At 35.6% G+C, this 16,941-nt stretch carries 11 protein-coding genes; all 11 read left to right on the top strand.

All coding sequences use genetic code 11. The features are described 5' to 3' along the window. Nucleotides 1-57 precede the first annotated feature (57 nt). The 11 genes from HNP35_RS11205 (at nucleotide 58) to HNP35_RS11155 (ending at nucleotide 16,867) form a co-directional block, all read left to right on the top strand. Nucleotides 58-942: a sugar phosphate isomerase/epimerase family protein gene (locus tag HNP35_RS11205; RefSeq protein WP_184161614.1), complete on the top strand. Its 885-nt coding sequence runs from the start codon at nucleotides 58-60 to the stop codon at nucleotides 940-942. 117 nt (nucleotides 943-1,059) lie between these two features. After that, nucleotides 1,060-3,789, top strand: coding sequence for an alpha-d-galacturonidase (locus tag HNP35_RS11200; RefSeq protein WP_184161611.1), 2,730 nt, complete (start codon nucleotides 1,060-1,062; stop codon nucleotides 3,787-3,789). Between the two features lie 101 nt (nucleotides 3,790-3,890). Beyond that, nucleotides 3,891-7,412: a malectin domain-containing carbohydrate-binding protein gene (locus HNP35_RS11195; protein ID WP_184161606.1), complete on the top strand. Its 3,522-nt coding sequence runs from the start codon at nucleotides 3,891-3,893 to the stop codon at nucleotides 7,410-7,412. Between the two features lie 149 nt (nucleotides 7,413-7,561). Further along, nucleotides 7,562-9,970 carry a sugar-binding domain-containing protein gene (locus HNP35_RS11190; RefSeq protein WP_184161603.1) on the top strand — a complete coding sequence of 803 codons (2,409 nt, stop codon included), beginning with the start codon at nucleotides 7,562-7,564 and terminating at the stop codon, nucleotides 9,968-9,970. A gap of 137 nt (nucleotides 9,971-10,107) precedes the next feature. Continuing rightward, nucleotides 10,108-11,349 (top strand): ribulose-bisphosphate carboxylase large subunit family protein, encoded by a 1,242-nt coding sequence (locus tag HNP35_RS11185; RefSeq protein WP_184161600.1) that lies wholly within the window; start codon nucleotides 10,108-10,110, stop codon nucleotides 11,347-11,349. Further along, nucleotides 11,349-12,728, top strand: a complete 1,380-nt coding sequence (locus HNP35_RS11180; protein WP_184161597.1) for a four-carbon acid sugar kinase family protein — start codon at nucleotides 11,349-11,351, stop codon at nucleotides 12,726-12,728. Before HNP35_RS11185 ends, HNP35_RS11180 begins: the two co-directional genes overlap by 1 nt. Continuing rightward, nucleotides 12,725-13,387 (top strand): aspartate/glutamate racemase family protein, encoded by a 663-nt coding sequence (locus HNP35_RS11175; protein ID WP_184161595.1) that lies wholly within the window; start codon nucleotides 12,725-12,727, stop codon nucleotides 13,385-13,387. Before HNP35_RS11180 ends, HNP35_RS11175 begins: the two co-directional genes overlap by 4 nt. Nucleotides 13,388-13,528: 141 nt before the next feature. Then, complete coding sequence (locus HNP35_RS11170; protein WP_221433444.1) at nucleotides 13,529-14,800, top strand: bile acid:sodium symporter family protein; 1,272 nt, start codon at nucleotides 13,529-13,531, stop codon at nucleotides 14,798-14,800. Between the two features lie 116 nt (nucleotides 14,801-14,916). Next, entirely contained in the window at nucleotides 14,917-15,474 is a 558-nt protein-coding gene (locus HNP35_RS11165; protein WP_184161590.1) for a YdeI/OmpD-associated family protein, read from the top strand. Nucleotides 15,475-15,521: 47 nt separating this feature from the next. Further along, nucleotides 15,522-16,169 (top strand): Pr6Pr family membrane protein, encoded by a 648-nt coding sequence (locus tag HNP35_RS11160; protein ID WP_184161587.1) that lies wholly within the window; start codon nucleotides 15,522-15,524, stop codon nucleotides 16,167-16,169. A 155-nt stretch (nucleotides 16,170-16,324) separates the two neighbouring features. Continuing rightward, nucleotides 16,325-16,867 (top strand): RNA polymerase sigma-70 factor, encoded by a 543-nt coding sequence (locus HNP35_RS11155; protein ID WP_317618014.1) that lies wholly within the window; start codon nucleotides 16,325-16,327, stop codon nucleotides 16,865-16,867. Nucleotides 16,868-16,941 lie beyond the last annotated feature (74 nt).

Here is a 16,941-nt window from a genome sequence, read left to right as displayed (position 1 = left end):
TTTTTTTAATACTAATTCGTAAAAATTGATGCAATTCGTGGCAAAAAATATATAAGCATGAAATCTAAAAGGAATTTATTTATTGCATTGTTTGTTGTGATGTCAACAACATTCAACAGCTGTGCAACGGCTCAGTCTCCAAACAAAAAGCAAAAGTATAAAGTTGCAGTTTGTGACTGGATGATTTTAAAAAGACAAAAACTAGGCGCTTTTGGTTTGGCTTATGAAATAAAAGCAGACGGAATTGAGCTGGATATGGGAGGTTTAGGAAACCGTCCGACGTTTGACAGCAAACTAGGCGATCCTGTTGAAAGACAAAAATTCTTAGATAAATCGAAAGAAACTGGCGTTGGAATCAGTTCAATTGCAATGTCTGGATTTTATGCGCAATCTTTCGCTACAAGAGAAATCACACCCATGATTACAGACTGTATTCAGGCGATGAAAAACATGAAAGTAAAAGTGGCTTATCTTCCATTAGGAACGCAAACCGATTTGGTTAAGAATCCGGAATTGCGCCCAGAAGTAATTAAAAGACTGCAATGGGCAGGAAAAGAAGTCGGTAAAATAGGAGGAGTGATCGCGATCGAAACTTCTTTAAGCGCCACAGAAGAGAAAAAACTTTTAGAAGAAGTTGGTTCAAAATACATTAAAAGTTCTTTCAATTTTGCCAATGCTTTAGATAATAAAAGAGACATTTCATCAGAATTGAAAATCTTAGGAAAGAAATATTTAGCTCAGATTCATGCTTCGAATACCGATCAATTTTGGTTAGAAAATGACAAAGCGATTGATATGCCGAAAATCAAAGCAACATTAGATGAAATGAAATGGAGTGGATGGCTTATTGTAGAACGTTCTCGTGATGTAACTCAAGTTCACAATGTAAAAGCCAATTACGGAGCAAATGTGGCTTATTTGAAGAGGATTTTCCAAAATTAATTTCACGTTTTCCTGCAAGGTTTTCGAAACCTTGTAGGTATTTATAAAATAGATGCATAAACCTACAAGGTTTCGAAAACCTTGCAGGATGTTCAGCAGATACAAAAACAGCATACCATGAAATATTTACAATTACTTTTTTTATTTTTTTACGTTTCTTTCGCGACAGCGCAGAACATCACAGTTGTGAGTGATGCAAATTCGCCAAGAGCAAAATTTGGAGCAGAGAAATTATCTGAAACACTTACAGCAAAAGGTTTCAGCGTAACTTCTTCAGCTAAATTCAAAAAATCAAAAGATAAAGTAATTGTTATTGGAGAAAAAGGAACCGATTTCTGGAAACAGAATGCCAAAAGCGCTAAAATTGACGACAGCAAATTATCAAAAAAAGAAGGTTTCCAGATTAGAACTCAAAATAATGTCATTTATATCGAAGGAACAGATGCTTCAGGAACTTTGTATGGTGCATTAGAATTAACAGACAGAATTAAAAATTCAGGTCAGCTTCCTTCAGAAATTAATATTGATGATAGTCCGGAAATGGTTTTGAGAGGCGCTTGTATTGGAATGCAGAAACCAGTTTATCTTCCGGGACGTGACGTTTATGAATATCCATACACACCAGAAACTTTTCCTTGGTTTTATGATAAAGCACTTTGGATAAAATACTTGGATATGCTGGTAGAAAACCGCATGAACTCTTTGTATTTATGGAACGGACATCCGTTTGCTTCTTTAGTAAAACTGAAAGAATATCCGTTTGCTGTAGAAGTAAGCGACGAAGACTTCAAAAAGAATGAAGAAATCTATAAATTCTTGACGGTTGAAGCCAACAAACGTGGAATCTGGGTAATTCAGATGTTTTATAATATTATTGTTTCTAAGCCTTTTGCGGAGCACTTTAATATCAAAACACAGGATCGTTCAAGACCAATTACGCCTTTATTGTCAGATTATACGAGAAAATCTATTGCCGCTTTTATCGAAAAATATCCAAACGTTGGATTAATGGTTTGTTTGGGAGAAGCCATCAATACAGTTGATGACGACGTGGAATGGTTTACCAAAACCATTATTCCGGGTGTTCGCGACGGTTTACAGGCACTAGGAAAAACAGAAGAACCACCAATCATCCTTCGTTCTCACGACACAGACGGACCTTTAGTAATGGAAAAATCACTTCCATTATACAAAAACCTTTATACAGAAAGTAAATATACTGGTGAATCTTTAACGACTTATACGCCAGGCGGACCTTGGGGAGAAACACACAAACAGTTGAGTGCTCTTAAATCTATTCATATAGAGAATGTTCACATTTTGGCAAATCTAGAACCTTTCAGATACGGTTCACCAGATTTTATCCAGAAAACGGTAAAAGCTATGCACAGTGTTCACGGCGCAAATGCATTGCACTTATATCCACAGGCTTCTTATTGGGATTGGCCATATTCAGCAGATAAAACGAAATCGGGAGAACGTTTATTAGAAATGGATCGTGACTGGATTTGGTACAAAGCTTGGGCAAGATACGCTTGGGATAGTAAAAGAGATAGAAACGAAGAAGTGAAATTTTGGGATAAAGATTTGGCTTCAAAGTACGGAACAAGTCAAGAAGCAGCTGATAATATTTTAAAAGCTTACGAAGAAACTGGAGAAATTGCACCAAAAACATTAAGACGTTTCGGAATCACAGAAGGAAACCGTCAGACTTTGTTATTGGGAATGTTCGAAAGTCAGTTGGTCAATCCATCAAAATGGAGAGTTTATCCAGGATTCCACGAATCTTGCGGGCCAGCGGGTGAATTGCTTTTGGAATATGCTAAAAAAGAATGGAACAAAGAACCACATTCTGGCGAACTTCCAACACAGATTATTACAGAAATTACTGAGCACGGAAGATTGGCAGTTGAAGCGATTGATAAAGCCGAAGCCAGCGTAACCAAAGACAAAGAAGAATTTGCACGTCTTAAAAATGATATTCATGCTTATAAGGCTTTCGCCGATTTCTTCTCAGAAAAAGTAAAAGCAGCGTTATTGGTTTTAAGATACAGTTATTCAAATGATATTGCCGATTTAGACAAAGCAATGCCTCATTTAGAGAAAAGCATTGAGTATTATGAATTATTGGTAAACTTGACAAAAGACACGTATTATTATGCCAACAGTATGCAGACTGCTCAACGCCGAATTCCAATTGGCGGAGACGACGGAAACAACAAAACTTGGGCAGAATTATTACCGCACTATGAGCGTGAATTGGCTAATTTCAAAAGAAATTTAGAAAAGCTAAAATCGTCTAAAGACGGTAAAATAGAAACCAAAGAAGGAAAACCTTGGAAAACGGCAGAAGTAACTTTTATCGATGAAAAACCGGGAACTTATTTAGTTAAAACCGGAACAAAAGTTTATGGAACAGACATTTCTGAATTAACAAAAATAGCACCAGAGCTTCAAAACTTAAAAGGATTTACTTTCATAGAAAACGATCAGAACGAAAAAGGAACACATTTAAAGTTTAGAAATACAAAAGCGGTTAAATTAGTGGTGGGGTATTTCAATTCAGATCAAAAACGATTTTTATTACCGCCAAGTTTAGAAACAGATGCTGCAGGAAATGCTCACGGTCAAGCCGAAGTAATTCTGGCAAGCGCAATGAATCTAAAAGATTTGCCACGTGTAAATATTCATACGTATACTTTTCAGCCGGGCGAGAATAAATTAGATTTAGGAAAAGGAAAAGTTTTGATTTTAGGTTTTATCGACGCAGATCAAACCATAACACCACGTGATGTAGGATATATCGATGCAGGAGAAAAAGCAGCTATTGACTGGTTGTTTTATTAATCTGAGTTCCTGCAAGGTTTTCAAAACCTTGTAGGTATCTAAAGAGAACGTTAAAAAGTTAAACCTACGAGGTTTTGAAAACCTTGCAGGAAATAGAAAATATGAATAGAATAGTTTTTTTTATTTTTTGTTTTTTTTCAAGTCTTTGCTTTGTTTGGAGTCAGAGCAAAGATTCAGGGAAGTTTCGTAAAGAAATTTCGCTGAATTCGTCTTGGGAAACCGTAATCTTGGAAAATCTTCCCGCACAGGAAGAGAGGTTTGTAGACCATCCAGAAACTGATTCCAATTGGCAGAAGGTTAGTGTGCCTCACAATTGGGATCAGTATTATGGTTTCAGAAGAACAAAACATGGAAATTTACACGGTACTGCTTGGTACAAAAAAACACTGAAACTTGATAAAAAAGACAGTTCAAAACAGCATTTTCTTTATTTCGAAGGTGTTAGTTCGTACGCAACAGTTTGGGTAAATGGCAAAAAAGTTGGCGAACACAAAGGCGGAAGAACCACTTTTACTTTAGATATTACCAAAGCTGTTTCTTTCGATAAAGAAAATACCATTTTAGTAAAAGCATCACATCCATCATTTATTGCCGATTTACCTTGGGTTTGTGGTGGCTGTTCAGGAGAATGGGGATTTTCAGAAGGTTCTCAGCCAATGGGAATTTTCAGACCTGTTACTTTAGTTATAACAAACGATGTCAGAATTCAGCCTTTTGGAATTCATATCTGGAACGATAAATCGGTTTCTAAGCAAAAAGCGATCCTTCATACTACAACTGAAATCAGGAATTACGGTACATCAGCACGAAATTTGACAATCGAAAACATTCTTTTGGATGCTTCAGGAAAAAAAGTGGTTATTACAAAAAGCGATAACAAAATCAATTCGGGAGAAACGAAAGAAATAGCACAGACGCTTCCTGAAATTTTAAACCCAAAATTATGGTCGCCATCCAATCCGTATTTATATAAATTGGTTACTTCAGTTTACGAAAACGGAAAGAAAATTGATCAGTTAACAACGCCATACGGAATCCGTTGGGTAAGCTGGCCGGTAAGTCGTGACGGAAAAGACAATCGTTTTTTCATCAATGACGAACCTGTTTTTATAAATGGAGTTTGCGAATACGAACATTTGATTGGAAAAAGTCATTCGTTTTCAGACGAAATGATTCATTCTAGAATCGAACAAATCAAAGCTGGCGGATTTAATGCTTTTAGAGAAGCACATCAACCTCATAATTTATTATACCAAAAAGAACTGGATGAAAACGGAATTCTATTTTGGAGTCAGTTTTCGGCACATATTTGGTACGATACACCAGAATTCAAAGAGAACTTTAAAACCTTATTGCGAGAATGGATTAAAGAACGCAGAAACAGTCCGTCTGTAGTGATGTGGGGATTGCAGAACGAAAGCACAATTCCGAAAGAATTTGCCGAAGAATGCACTCAGATTATCCGTGAAATGGATCCGTTATCGGCTTCGCAAAGAATCGTAACGACTTGTAACGGCGGAGAAGGAACAGATTGGAACGTGGTTCAAAACTGGTCAGGAACGTATGGCGGAGATCCGTTAAAGTATCATTTAGAAATGACAACTCAGCTATTAAACGGAGAATACGGCGCGTGGCGTTCAGCCGATTTACATACCGAAGGCGAGTTTGACCAAAAAGGAACTTTAAGCGAAAATCGTTTTTCTCAGCTAATGGAAATTAAAGTTAGAGAAGCCGAATCGGTAAAAGATAAAATTGCGGGACAATTTAACTGGCTTTTTGCTTCGCACGAAAATCCGGGACGTGTACAAAACGGAGAAGGCTTTAGAGATATTGACAAAGTTGGGCCAGTAAATTACAAAGGTCTTTTTACGATTTGGGGCGAACCTTTGGATGCGTTTTATATGTATCGAGCGAATTATGTTTCGAACAAAACCAATCCGATGGTTTATATCGTTTCACATACGTGGCCAAGCCGTTGGGAAAAACCGGGAATTCAAAACGGAATCGATATTTATTCGAACTGTGACGAAGTGGAATTGTTTAATGACGTCAATAAAGTTTCACTTGGAAAACTAAAAAATCCGGGAATTGGACAGCATTTTCAGTTTAATAATGTCAATATTCAATACAATGTTTTGTATGCTGTTGGATACGTGAATGGTAAAGCGGTTGCTAAAGATTACATTGTTTTAAATAATCTGCCTAAAGCACCCAATTTTGAAGCTCTAGTTGCGGATAAAAACGATATTTTAAAACCAAATAAAAGTTACAATTACCTTTATAGAGTAAATTGCGGTGGCTCAGAATTGACAGATAATTCAGGAAATATTTGGTCAACAGACAGACATAAAAGCGGAGAAGATACTTGGGGTTCGTTATCATGGACAGATAATTTTGAAAAACTTCCGGACTTTTTTGCCAGTCAAAGAAAAACTTTCGATCCAATAAACGGGACAAAAGATTCAGAGTTATTTCAAAGTTTTAGATATGGAGTTGATAAACTTCGTTATGAATTTCCAGCTCCAGACGGAGAATATTTAGTTGAGCTTTATTTCACAGAACCTTGGTACGGAACAGGCGGCGGAATGGACTGCAAAGGCTGGCGTTTGTTTGATGTTGCCATTAATAATAATGTAGTTCTAAAAGATTTTGATATTTGGGCAGAAGCAGGTCATGACAATGCTTTAAAGAAAACATTTGTTGTAAAAAGTGTGAACGGAAAAATTGTGATTTCGTTTCCAAATGTAAAAGCTTCACAAGCGATAATTTCTGCGATTGCGATTGCTACGAAAGATAAAAATATTAAACCTGCTGAAGAATCGCAAAGCAATATTCAGAATGTGAATTTAGATGCTGAAGATTTTAAAATTGCGTCTTGGTTAGATATTAATTCGAAACAATATTTAAATTCACAAGTAAGTTTTACAGAATTACCTTCAGAAGTTTTTGGTGCAGATTATTTACAGTTTTCAGTTAATTCAAGAAATAAAGGTTCATTTACAGCAAAAGAAGAATCGACTGTTTATGTTTTAGTTGATAATAAAATAAAAACTTTAAACGGACTTTCCGATTATAAAAAAATAGAAGAAAAAGCGAAAAGCAGTAACGGAATTTTATTTGATGTTTTCACTAAAAAAGTAAAGAAAGGCGAGAAAGTTCTTTTTGATAATTCGGAAAATATAAACACGATTGCTTTAGTTCCAACGTACGATATGGGCGAGAAAGACGATTCAAGACAAGTCGTAATCATCGAAGCCGAAAAAACAAAAACAACTGGTGACGGAATCGAAAAAGGAAATTTCAAAAAAGCGGATTATGTTGAGTTCACTAAGAAAACAAACAACAGCATCGAGTTTGAAGTAAAACCAGGAGTTGCGGGAATTTATTTAATGCGTTTCCGTTTCATGAACAGAAATGAAACGCCATTAAAAGTGAAATTCAAAATGGAAGATGCGTACGGAATTTTAATGCGAAATGATACGATTGAATTTTTCCCTTCGCCAGAAAAATGGAAGATTTTGAATACAACGTCTGGAGGTTATATCAATGCAGGAACGTATAAAATTACATTAGAAGGTGATGATTTGAAAGGGCTTATGTTAGATAACTTCGAATTTCAGTAAATAAAAATAATCTCGCAAAGTCGCAGAGTCGCAAAGGAAATTAAACCATATAAGTAATTTAAGTTTTGTTTTAAATGAACTTAAATTACTTATATGGTTCATAAAAAAACTTTGCGCTTTTGCGACTTTGCGAGAGAAAAAATAAAAATATGGTTAAGAAAATTACACTTGCATTTGCAATCTTGCTTTCAGTTTCAATTTTTGCACAAAAGCAAGCGAGAATTGTAGAAGATTTCAACAAAAACTGGAACTTCAAATTAGGAGATTATCCGGAAGCTATAAATGCCAATTTCAATGCTTCAGATTGGAGAACACTTCAATTGCCACACGATTGGAGTATTGAAGGTGCTTTTGACAAAGATGCTAAAACCAAACAAGCGCAAGGATTTTTGCCAGCAGGAAAAGGCTGGTATCGTAAAACTTTTACTATTCCAGCGAGTTGGAAGAGCAAAACCATTTCAATTGAATTTGATGGTGTTTTTAAAAATAGTGAAGTTTTTATAAACGGAAAATCATTGGGAATTCGTCCAAACGGGTATATTTCGTTTGGCTACGATTTGTCTCCGTATTTAAATTTTGGACAAGCGAATATTATCGCCGTTAAAGTTGATAACGATGCTCAGCCGAACTCAAGATGGTATACTGGTTCTGGAATCTACAGAAATGTGAGATTGGTGACAAGTGAAAAATTACATGTTGGAAAGTGGGGAACTTTTGTAACTACGCCCGAAGTTTCAACAAAGAAATCAAAAGTGCATTTAGAAGTTACAATTGATAATGATAATGATACTGCCAGAGAATTTACATTGGTTACGTCTATTTTAGATGCTAAGAATAAAGAAGTAGCAAATAAGATTTCTATAGAGAAAATTAGCGCTAAAACATTTGAAACAAAGGTGCATAATCTGGATGTTTTAAAGGTGCAATTATGGAATACTGAAAATCCATATTTGTATAAAGTTGTTACAAAAATCTACGAAAAATCTGTTTTAGTAGATAATTATGAAACTCCACTCGGATTTAGATATTTTAATTTTGATTCGGAAAAAGGATTTTCATTAAATGGTATTCCAACTAAAATATACGGAGTTTGTTTGCATCATGATAACGGAGCTTTAGGAGCGGTAGAAAACATTCACGCCGTTAGAAGAAAACTGACTTTGATGAAAGAAATGGGAGTAAACGCCATCAGAATGTCTCACAATCCGCATTCTTTGGAAATGATGCAATTGTGCGACGAAATGGGATTTATTGTTCAGGACGAAGCTTTTGATGTTTGGAAAAAGAAAAAAGTAACCAACGATTACCACAAAGATTGGGATGCTTGGCATAAACAGGATTTAGTAGATTTTATCAAAAGAGACCGCAATCATCCGTCGGTTATGATGTGGAGTATCGGGAATGAAATTAGAGAACAATTTGATTCAACTGGAATTGCAATTACAAGAGAATTGTCTAAAATTGTAAAATCTTTAGACGTAACGCGTCCTGTAACTTCGGCTTTGACTGAAAATGTAATTGAGAAGAATTTTATTTACCAATCTGGAGCTTTAGATCTTTTAGGTTTCAATTATAAACATGAAGATTATAAAGATTTTCCAGCTAAATTTAAAGGACAGAAAATCTTAGCATCTGAAAGTGTTTCGGCTTTAGAAACTCGTGGACATTACGATCAGTCGGATGTTATTAAAGCGTGGCCTACAAAATATGGAGCTCCATTTGATGGAAATGCAGACTGGACGGTTTCTGCTTATGATCAGGTAAAATCGTATTGGGGAGCAACGCACGAAGAAAACTGGAAAACCATAAAAAGTCAGGATTTCATGGCAGGAACTTTTATTTGGACAGGATTTGATTATATTGGCGAACCTGATCCGTATCCGTATCCTGCGAGAAGTTCGTATTTCGGAATCGTCGATTTAGCCGGACTTCCAAAAGATGTATATTATATGTACCAAAGCGAATGGTCAAAGAAAACAGTCTTGCATATTTTACCGCATTGGAACTGGACAAAAGATCAGGAAATCAACGTTTGGGCGTATTACAATAATGCCGATGAAGTAGAATTATACTTAAATGGGAAGTCGCTTGGCAAAAAATCAAAACAAAATGATGATTTGCATATTGAATGGAAAGTGAAGTATGAGCCGGGAACTTTAAAAGCGGTTTCAAGAAAGAACGGAAAAGTAGTTCTAGAAAAGGAAATCGAAACTGCAGGACAAGCTTCCAAAATTGATTTAAAAGCAGATAAAACATCAATTAAAAACGATACTTACGATTTGGTTTACGTAACGGTTTCAATGTTGGACAAAGACGGAAACTTACTGCCAAATGCAATGGATTTAATTAATTTTGAAGTGACTGGCGGAGGAAAATTAGTGGGTGTTGATAATGGTTATCAGGCCAATTTAGAGTCGTTTAAATCGAATTCTTGTAAATTGTTTAACGGGAAATGTGTTGTGATTATTCAATCTAATGGGAAGAAAGACAATGTTCAGTTGAAAGCGAGTACTGGAAATGGAATTCCAATTTCTTCAATCAATATTAAAGTGAATTAAAAAATAGAAAGCTTAAAAAACTCCATTAGAAATAGTGGAGTTTTTTGTTTATTCAGATTTCTTCCATAACCCTCACACCACAGGACACTTACTTCCTAGAAATTCATTTATTTAGAATTTCTTAAAAAATAAATTAGATGGAAAGAGTTTTTGCAGAATATCTTATTGAAACCCCTTATGATGTAGAACAGGCTTCGGCGGTTTTGGCAGGCGAGCAGTCCTCGGGAACTTTTGTGTCAGTTCCAGGTGAAACCGAAGAATTGAAAAAACGTTTTGCAGCAAGGGTAGAAGATATTCAGTTATTGGATGTGTCAGATGAACCATCCATTCCGGGCGGCAGTATTCCTGGAAAAAAATATCAGAAAGCAAGAGTAAAAGTAAGCTGGTCGATAGAAAATTTCGGTTATAATCTCCCAGTATTAATCAGCACTTTACAAGGAAATCTATATGAAATCACGCAATTTACAGGTTTGAAACTAATGGATTTTGAAGTGCCAGAATCTTTTCAAAATTATTTCAAAGGACCTAAATTCGGAATCAAAGGATCTAAATTATCTTGTGGCGTAGCCGACAGGCCAATGATCGGAACTATTATAAAACCCAGCATTGGAATGAGCGTGGAGGAAACTGCGGCTTTGGTAAAATCATTAATTGATGCTGGAATCGATTTTATTAAAGATGATGAATTGATGGGATCTGCAGCTAATTCGCCTTTTGACGAAAGAGTAAAAGCGATTATGAAAGTCATCCGTGACAACGAACAAAAAACAGGAAAAAAAGTAATGTATGCCTTCAATATCAGCGATGAAATTGACGAAATGCAACGAAAATATGATTTGATTAAAAAGGAAGAAGGAAGCTGTGCGATGATCAGCATCAACAGTGTCGGGCTTTCTGGAACGAAGAAAATATGTGATCAGGGCGAACTCGTTATTCACGGTCACAGAAACGGCTGGGGAATGCTGAATCGTCATCCTTTGTTGGGAATTGAATTTCCGGCTTATCAAAAAATTCAGCGTTTGGCTGGAGTCGACCAACTTCACGTTAACGGAATTCAGAATAAATTTTGGGAATCGGATGATTCGGTGGTGACGTCCATAAAATCTTGTTTGAAACCGTTTTTAGGCGGATACGAAATCTTGCCTGTTGTCTCTTCGGGACAATGGGGCGGACAAGCGGTAGAAACTTACCGAAGAACCCAAACTACTGATTTGCTGTATATGGCAGGTGGCGGTATTTTAGCACATCCAATGGGGCCAAAAGCTGGAGTAAACGCATTACAGCAAGCCTGGACAGGAGCCGTTGATGGTTTGTCTGTGGAAGAAACTGCTTTAAAGTATCCTGAATTTGCCGCGTCAGTAAAGAAATTTTCTAAGTAATGGAAAACAATAAATTGCTATTGGCTTATTATGGCGATGATTTTACGGGTTCTACGGATGCCCTTGAATTTCTGACATTGGCCGGAGTGAAAACCATTCTCTTTCTTCGAAAACCGACTCAAAAGGACTTAGATCGTTTCCCAAAAATTCAAGCAATTGGTCTGGCTGGAAAAAGCCGATCAATGTCGCCTTCGGAAATGGAAGAAGAACTTTTTCCTGCTTTCCAAAACCTGAAAAGTTTTGAACCCGCACATTTTCATTATAAAGTCTGTTCTACTTTCGATTCGGCACCGCACGTTGGAAATATTGGAAAAGCAATTGAAATAGGAAGCGAGGTTTTCAATCAGAAAACAGTTTTGGTTTCGCCGTCAGCACCACATTTGGGAAGATTTTGTGTATTTGGAAATCTCTTTGCCCGAATGGGAACTATCGGAAACGGAGAAATTTACCGAATCGACCGTCATCCTTCTATGAGTAAACATCCTGTGACACCTGCTTTGGAAGGAGATTTGACGATTCATTTGGCAAAACAAACCGAGAAATCAATCAATCTTGTCAATTTAACCACAATTGAAAAAGGTTCTGAAAAAGTTCTGGAAGAAGTTGCTAATAACAAATCAGAAATCCTGTTTTTTGACGGATTTAATTTGGAACATCTGAAAACGATTGGAAGTGTTTTTAATGAATTGGCGACCGAAAAAACATTGTTTTCTGTTGGTTCATCTGGAATCGAAATGGCTTTGGGATTAGATTGGAAAGACAAAAAAGTTATAGAAAATCAAAAAACATTTGAATCAGCAGGAGAAATTTCTCCCATACTTGTTTTATCAGGAAGCTGTTCTCCAGTAACATCAGGTCAAATTGAATATGCTTTGCAAAATGGTTTTTTAGAAATCGCATTAGAAAGCAAAGCCGTTGCTATTCAAAATCAGGCTGAAATTATAAAGAATACCGTTGCTCAAATTGTTGACAATTTCAATCAGGGCAAAAGTACCATTTTACATACTAGCAAGGGTTTAAACGACCAACGTATTGCAGAAACCGAATTGTTTTTTAAATCACAAGGCTTTTCAGCAAATGAAATTCAGAAACAGTGCAGTTCAATTTACGGAAGTGTTTTGGGACAAATAACCAAAGAAGTATTAAAAGCTGTCAAAATAAAAAGAATCCTTTTTGCAGGAGGCGATACTTCGAGTTATGCTGCTTCGGAATTGGATATTCTGGCACTTGAAATGATTGCGCCAATAGCTCCTGGAGCTCCGCTTTGCAAGGCAGTTTCGGATAATGAATGGGTAAATGGAATAGAAATGAATTTTAAAGGCGGACAAGTGGGCACCGCCGATTATTTTATAAAAGTATTAAAAGGAGAAAAATTATGAGCGCAAAAGTGTTAGGTTTTGTACATACATCGGCAACATTGGTTCCGTTGTTTCAACAATTAAGCAATGAGTTTTTACAGGGAATTGAAACATTCAATATAGTGGATGACAGCTTGATAAAAGACGTAATCAAAAAAGGAAAATTAATGCCAAATACTGCTGCAAGAGTTGTAAGCCATGTTCAGGCTGCCGAAACTGCAGGGGCGGATGTGATTTTAGTAACTTGTTCCTCTATTGGAGTGGCGATCGAAACGGCTGCGACATTGGCAACAGTTCCAGTAATTCGTGTAGATCAGGCAATGGCAGATGAAGCAGTGCAGATCAGCAGCAAAATAGGTGTAATCGCTACTTTGCCAACGACTTTGGAACCAACTAGTGATTTGGTTAGAAGAAGAGCAGAATTGGCAGGTAAAAACGCAACAATTACTTCTAAATTATGTGAAGGCGCTTTTGAAGCTTTAATGAGCGGAGATTCCGCTAAACATGATGAAATGGTTGCTAAAGCGCTAAAAGAATTAATGAAAGAAGTAGATGTAATTGTTTTGGCGCAGGCTTCAATGGCACGTGTTGTCGATGGCTTAAGTGCCGAAGAAAAACTAGTGCCTATTTTGGCAAGTCCAGCTATTGCAATGAAAAAACTGGCTGAGCTTTATTTCTAAAAACAATAAACAGATTAATTTTTACCATATAAGGCATATAAGGTCATTTAAGCATTACGCAAAAAGAAAACTTATCTGAATCTTATATGCCTTATATGGTTTGGAAGAAATGAATAATAACATGTTTTAATAATTATTTGTATGCGTAAATATTTTGTTTGGGCTGTTCCAATATTCTTTATTGCGGCTGCTTTTGGCTGGTTACAGCAAATAGACATAATATGGAAGTTGGGCTTGCTGTTTGGTTTTTCAAGTATTGCTATTGGGGCAGGACATCTGAAAGTATTAAGCGGTTATCAATACACGTTTTGGATCATCACTGCCGTTTGTGCAGGATTGCTATATCCTGAATTTTTTCTACACGTAGGCAGTTTCGATATGCGCAATAAATGGCTTATTCTAATTATCATTCAAATGGTAATGTTCGGAATGGGAACACAGATGAGCATTGAAGATTTTACGGGTATTCGAAAATCAGGAAAAGGAGTTCTAATTGGTTTGTTGGGACATTTTACTATTATGCCGATTATGGGTTTTTTAATTGCCAAAACGTTTGGTTTTGAACCTGAAATTGCAGCAGGAATTATCTTGATTGGTTCTTGCAGCAGCGGATTGGCTTCGAATGTGATGACGTATATTGCCAAAGGAAATTTGGTTTTGTCAGTAACTGTAACGGCAATGTCTACTTTGGCTGCGCCAATAATGACCCCGTTTTTGATGAAAATATTTGCAGGTACTATGGTCGAAGTGCATTTCTTCAATATGATGATGGAAATTATTAAAATTGTCCTTGTGCCTTTGGCTGCTGCAATGATTCACGATATATTGAAAAACTATGGGAATCTGGCAAAAAAGAGAATTTATATTCTGACTATTCTGTCAGCTGCTTGGCTGGCGATTGTCCTTTTCTTCGGAAATTCATTTGCAATTGCTGAAGATAGTACAGCTTCGCATATTTTAGAAATAATCAATTTCACTTGTGGCGCTTTTATCGTTGGGACATTGTATCATTTATTGTATAAAGTATATCCAAAAATAGATGCGATTATGCCTTATTTCTCTATGTTCGGAATCATTTATTTTACATTGGTAACCACAGCAGCGGGAAGGGATAATTTAATTCAGATTGGTTTTTTACTTTTCTTAGCTTCAGTTTTGCACAACGGGGCGGGTTATTTTTTTGGTTATTGGCTTAGTAGGCTAAGCGGTCTGGACAAAAAGAGCAGTCAGACTATCGCTTTCGAAGTGGGGCTTCAAAATGGCGGAATGGCTTCTGGATTGGCAGGTTCAATGGGAAAACTGGCGACTTTAGGTTTGGCTTCGGCTGTATTTAGTCCGTGGATGAATGTTTCGGGCTCTTTATTGGCTAATTATTGGCGAAAGAAAGGAGAGGAAGAAGAAGTTATTTCTTGATTTCTTATTATTTTATAAAAGTAAAACTTCCGTTTAAAGCAATTTAAACGGAAGTTTGTAATTTAGAGGTATAATGAATTACGCTAATAATTTTTCATCATAAAAAAAACAGAAAAATGACACCAACTTTCTTCGCAGATCAATCAGAATTTAGAAAATGGCTTGAGAAAAATCATCAAAGCGAGAAAGAACTTTTAGTTGGTTTTTATAAAGTTACAAGCGGAAAACCTTCTATAACTTGGCCAGAATCTGTAGATCAAGCGCTTTGTTTTGGCTGGATAGATGGTGTTCGAAGATCTATTGATAAGGAAAGTTATACCATTCGTTTTACTCCAAGAAAACCTTCCAGTATTTGGAGCGCCATTAATATTCAGAAAATGGAAGATTTGACAAAAGCTGGATTAATGAAAGAAGCTGGTTTGAAAGCTTTTAGTTTTAGAACCGAAAATAAATCCAAAATATATTCTCACGAAAAAGAACCTGTTCCGCTTTTGGAAGCTTATGAAAAACAGTTTAAAAGCAATAAAACTGCTTGGGAATTTTTCGAGAAACAAGCTCCCTCATATAAAAAAGTAATGATTCATTGGATTATGAGTGCCAAGCAAGAAAAGACACAGCTTTCGAGACTTGAAAAAACTATTGTAGAAAGCGAAAAACAAAAAAGGGTATTGTAAAGATTATATAAAATTTATTATTTTAGTGTATTGATTTATAGAGCTATATGGAAATACAAAATACCACAAAAATAAAGGGGGAAATTTTGCTGGGTATTATTTTTTCTTTAGAATTATACGCTTTGCCAGTACAGTTTTATTTATTGCTTAAAGGTTCTGAATTTACTTTTTTCAGTGCAGCAGTTCGTTTTTTTAGTTTTTTTACTATTACCACAAACACTATAGTTTTCATTTGTACTGCCATGCTGTTATTTGGCGGAAAATGTGCAATGAATACTTTTTTTAGAAAATGCACTACAATTACTGCAATTACGGTTTATATCTTGATTGTTGGAATTGTTTTTAATCTGCTTCTTCGTCAAATTGTTGATTTAAAGGGACATCACCGTATTGTCAGTGAAATTTTTCACACCGTAGTGCCAGTATTATTTTTCTTTTATTGGCTGTTTTTTGTAAGTCCAGAAAAAATCTCCTTTAAAGTGATTTTATTTTGGCTGATTTACCCAATTATATACATGATTTATACGCTATTTCATGGTTTTATTTCTAATTTTTATCCTTATCCTTTTGTAGATGTTACAAAACTCGGACTGGAAACGGCGCTTATCAACGGTTTATTTGTTTTAATTGCTTTTGTGGTTTTATCTGTCATTTTAATTTTTGCTTCTAAAATAAGGTTAAACATTTCGAATTGATTTCTCAGATTTTAAGAATAATAAAAAATTCAGACCAAAAATGCATTCTATTCTTACTTTTTGCAGAGCTTTAAGGAATTCGATGATAATTATTTTGTAAAAATGATGTTTTGTTGATATTAAATTTATATTTGCGCAAATAAAGAAAATCCAAAATTAGCTCAGAACAAGAAAATATCAGAATTGATGAAGCGTATTACAAAGAACTGTTTTATTCTTTGTATCCACGACTTGTGAGTTATAGTTATACTTTTGTAAAAGACAATTTTCTTGCTGAAGAAGTGGTAGAAAACGTCATGTTACAACTTTGGGAAAATCGCATTAAGTTCGAAAAAATAATTGATGTTAAGTCGTATTTGTACACGATGGTTCGCAATGGTTCTTTATTAGTTTTAAAAAAAGAACAGAAAGTTGTCGAATTAGATCATAAACTTTCAGACGAAACAACAGAATTTGATTTTAATATTCTGGAAGAAGAATTATATGCGACTTTAATTGATGCTTTAAACTCATTGCCAGAAAAATGTAAAGAAGTTTTTGAACTTTCTTGTTTAGAAGGAATGAAATACAAAGATATTGCCGAACAGCTTAATATTTCCGTGAATACAGTGAAGTCTCAGCGCGCCCGTGCCATCGAATTGCTGAAGGAAAAACTTAAAAATCACTCCGAACTTTTATTTATTTTGCTTTTTCTTTAAAAAAAATCAAAAATCTTTCCACCCATTTTTGAAGTTTCGTACTCTTAGTTATATAACATTTACTTAAAGTGTTA

Source organism: Flavobacterium notoginsengisoli, from assembly GCF_014207905.1.
Lineage (GTDB): Bacteria > Bacteroidota > Bacteroidia > Flavobacteriales > Flavobacteriaceae > Flavobacterium > Flavobacterium notoginsengisoli_A.
Note: the sequence above shows the minus strand (reverse complement) of the source record. Positions and strands in the feature narration are given on the sequence as shown.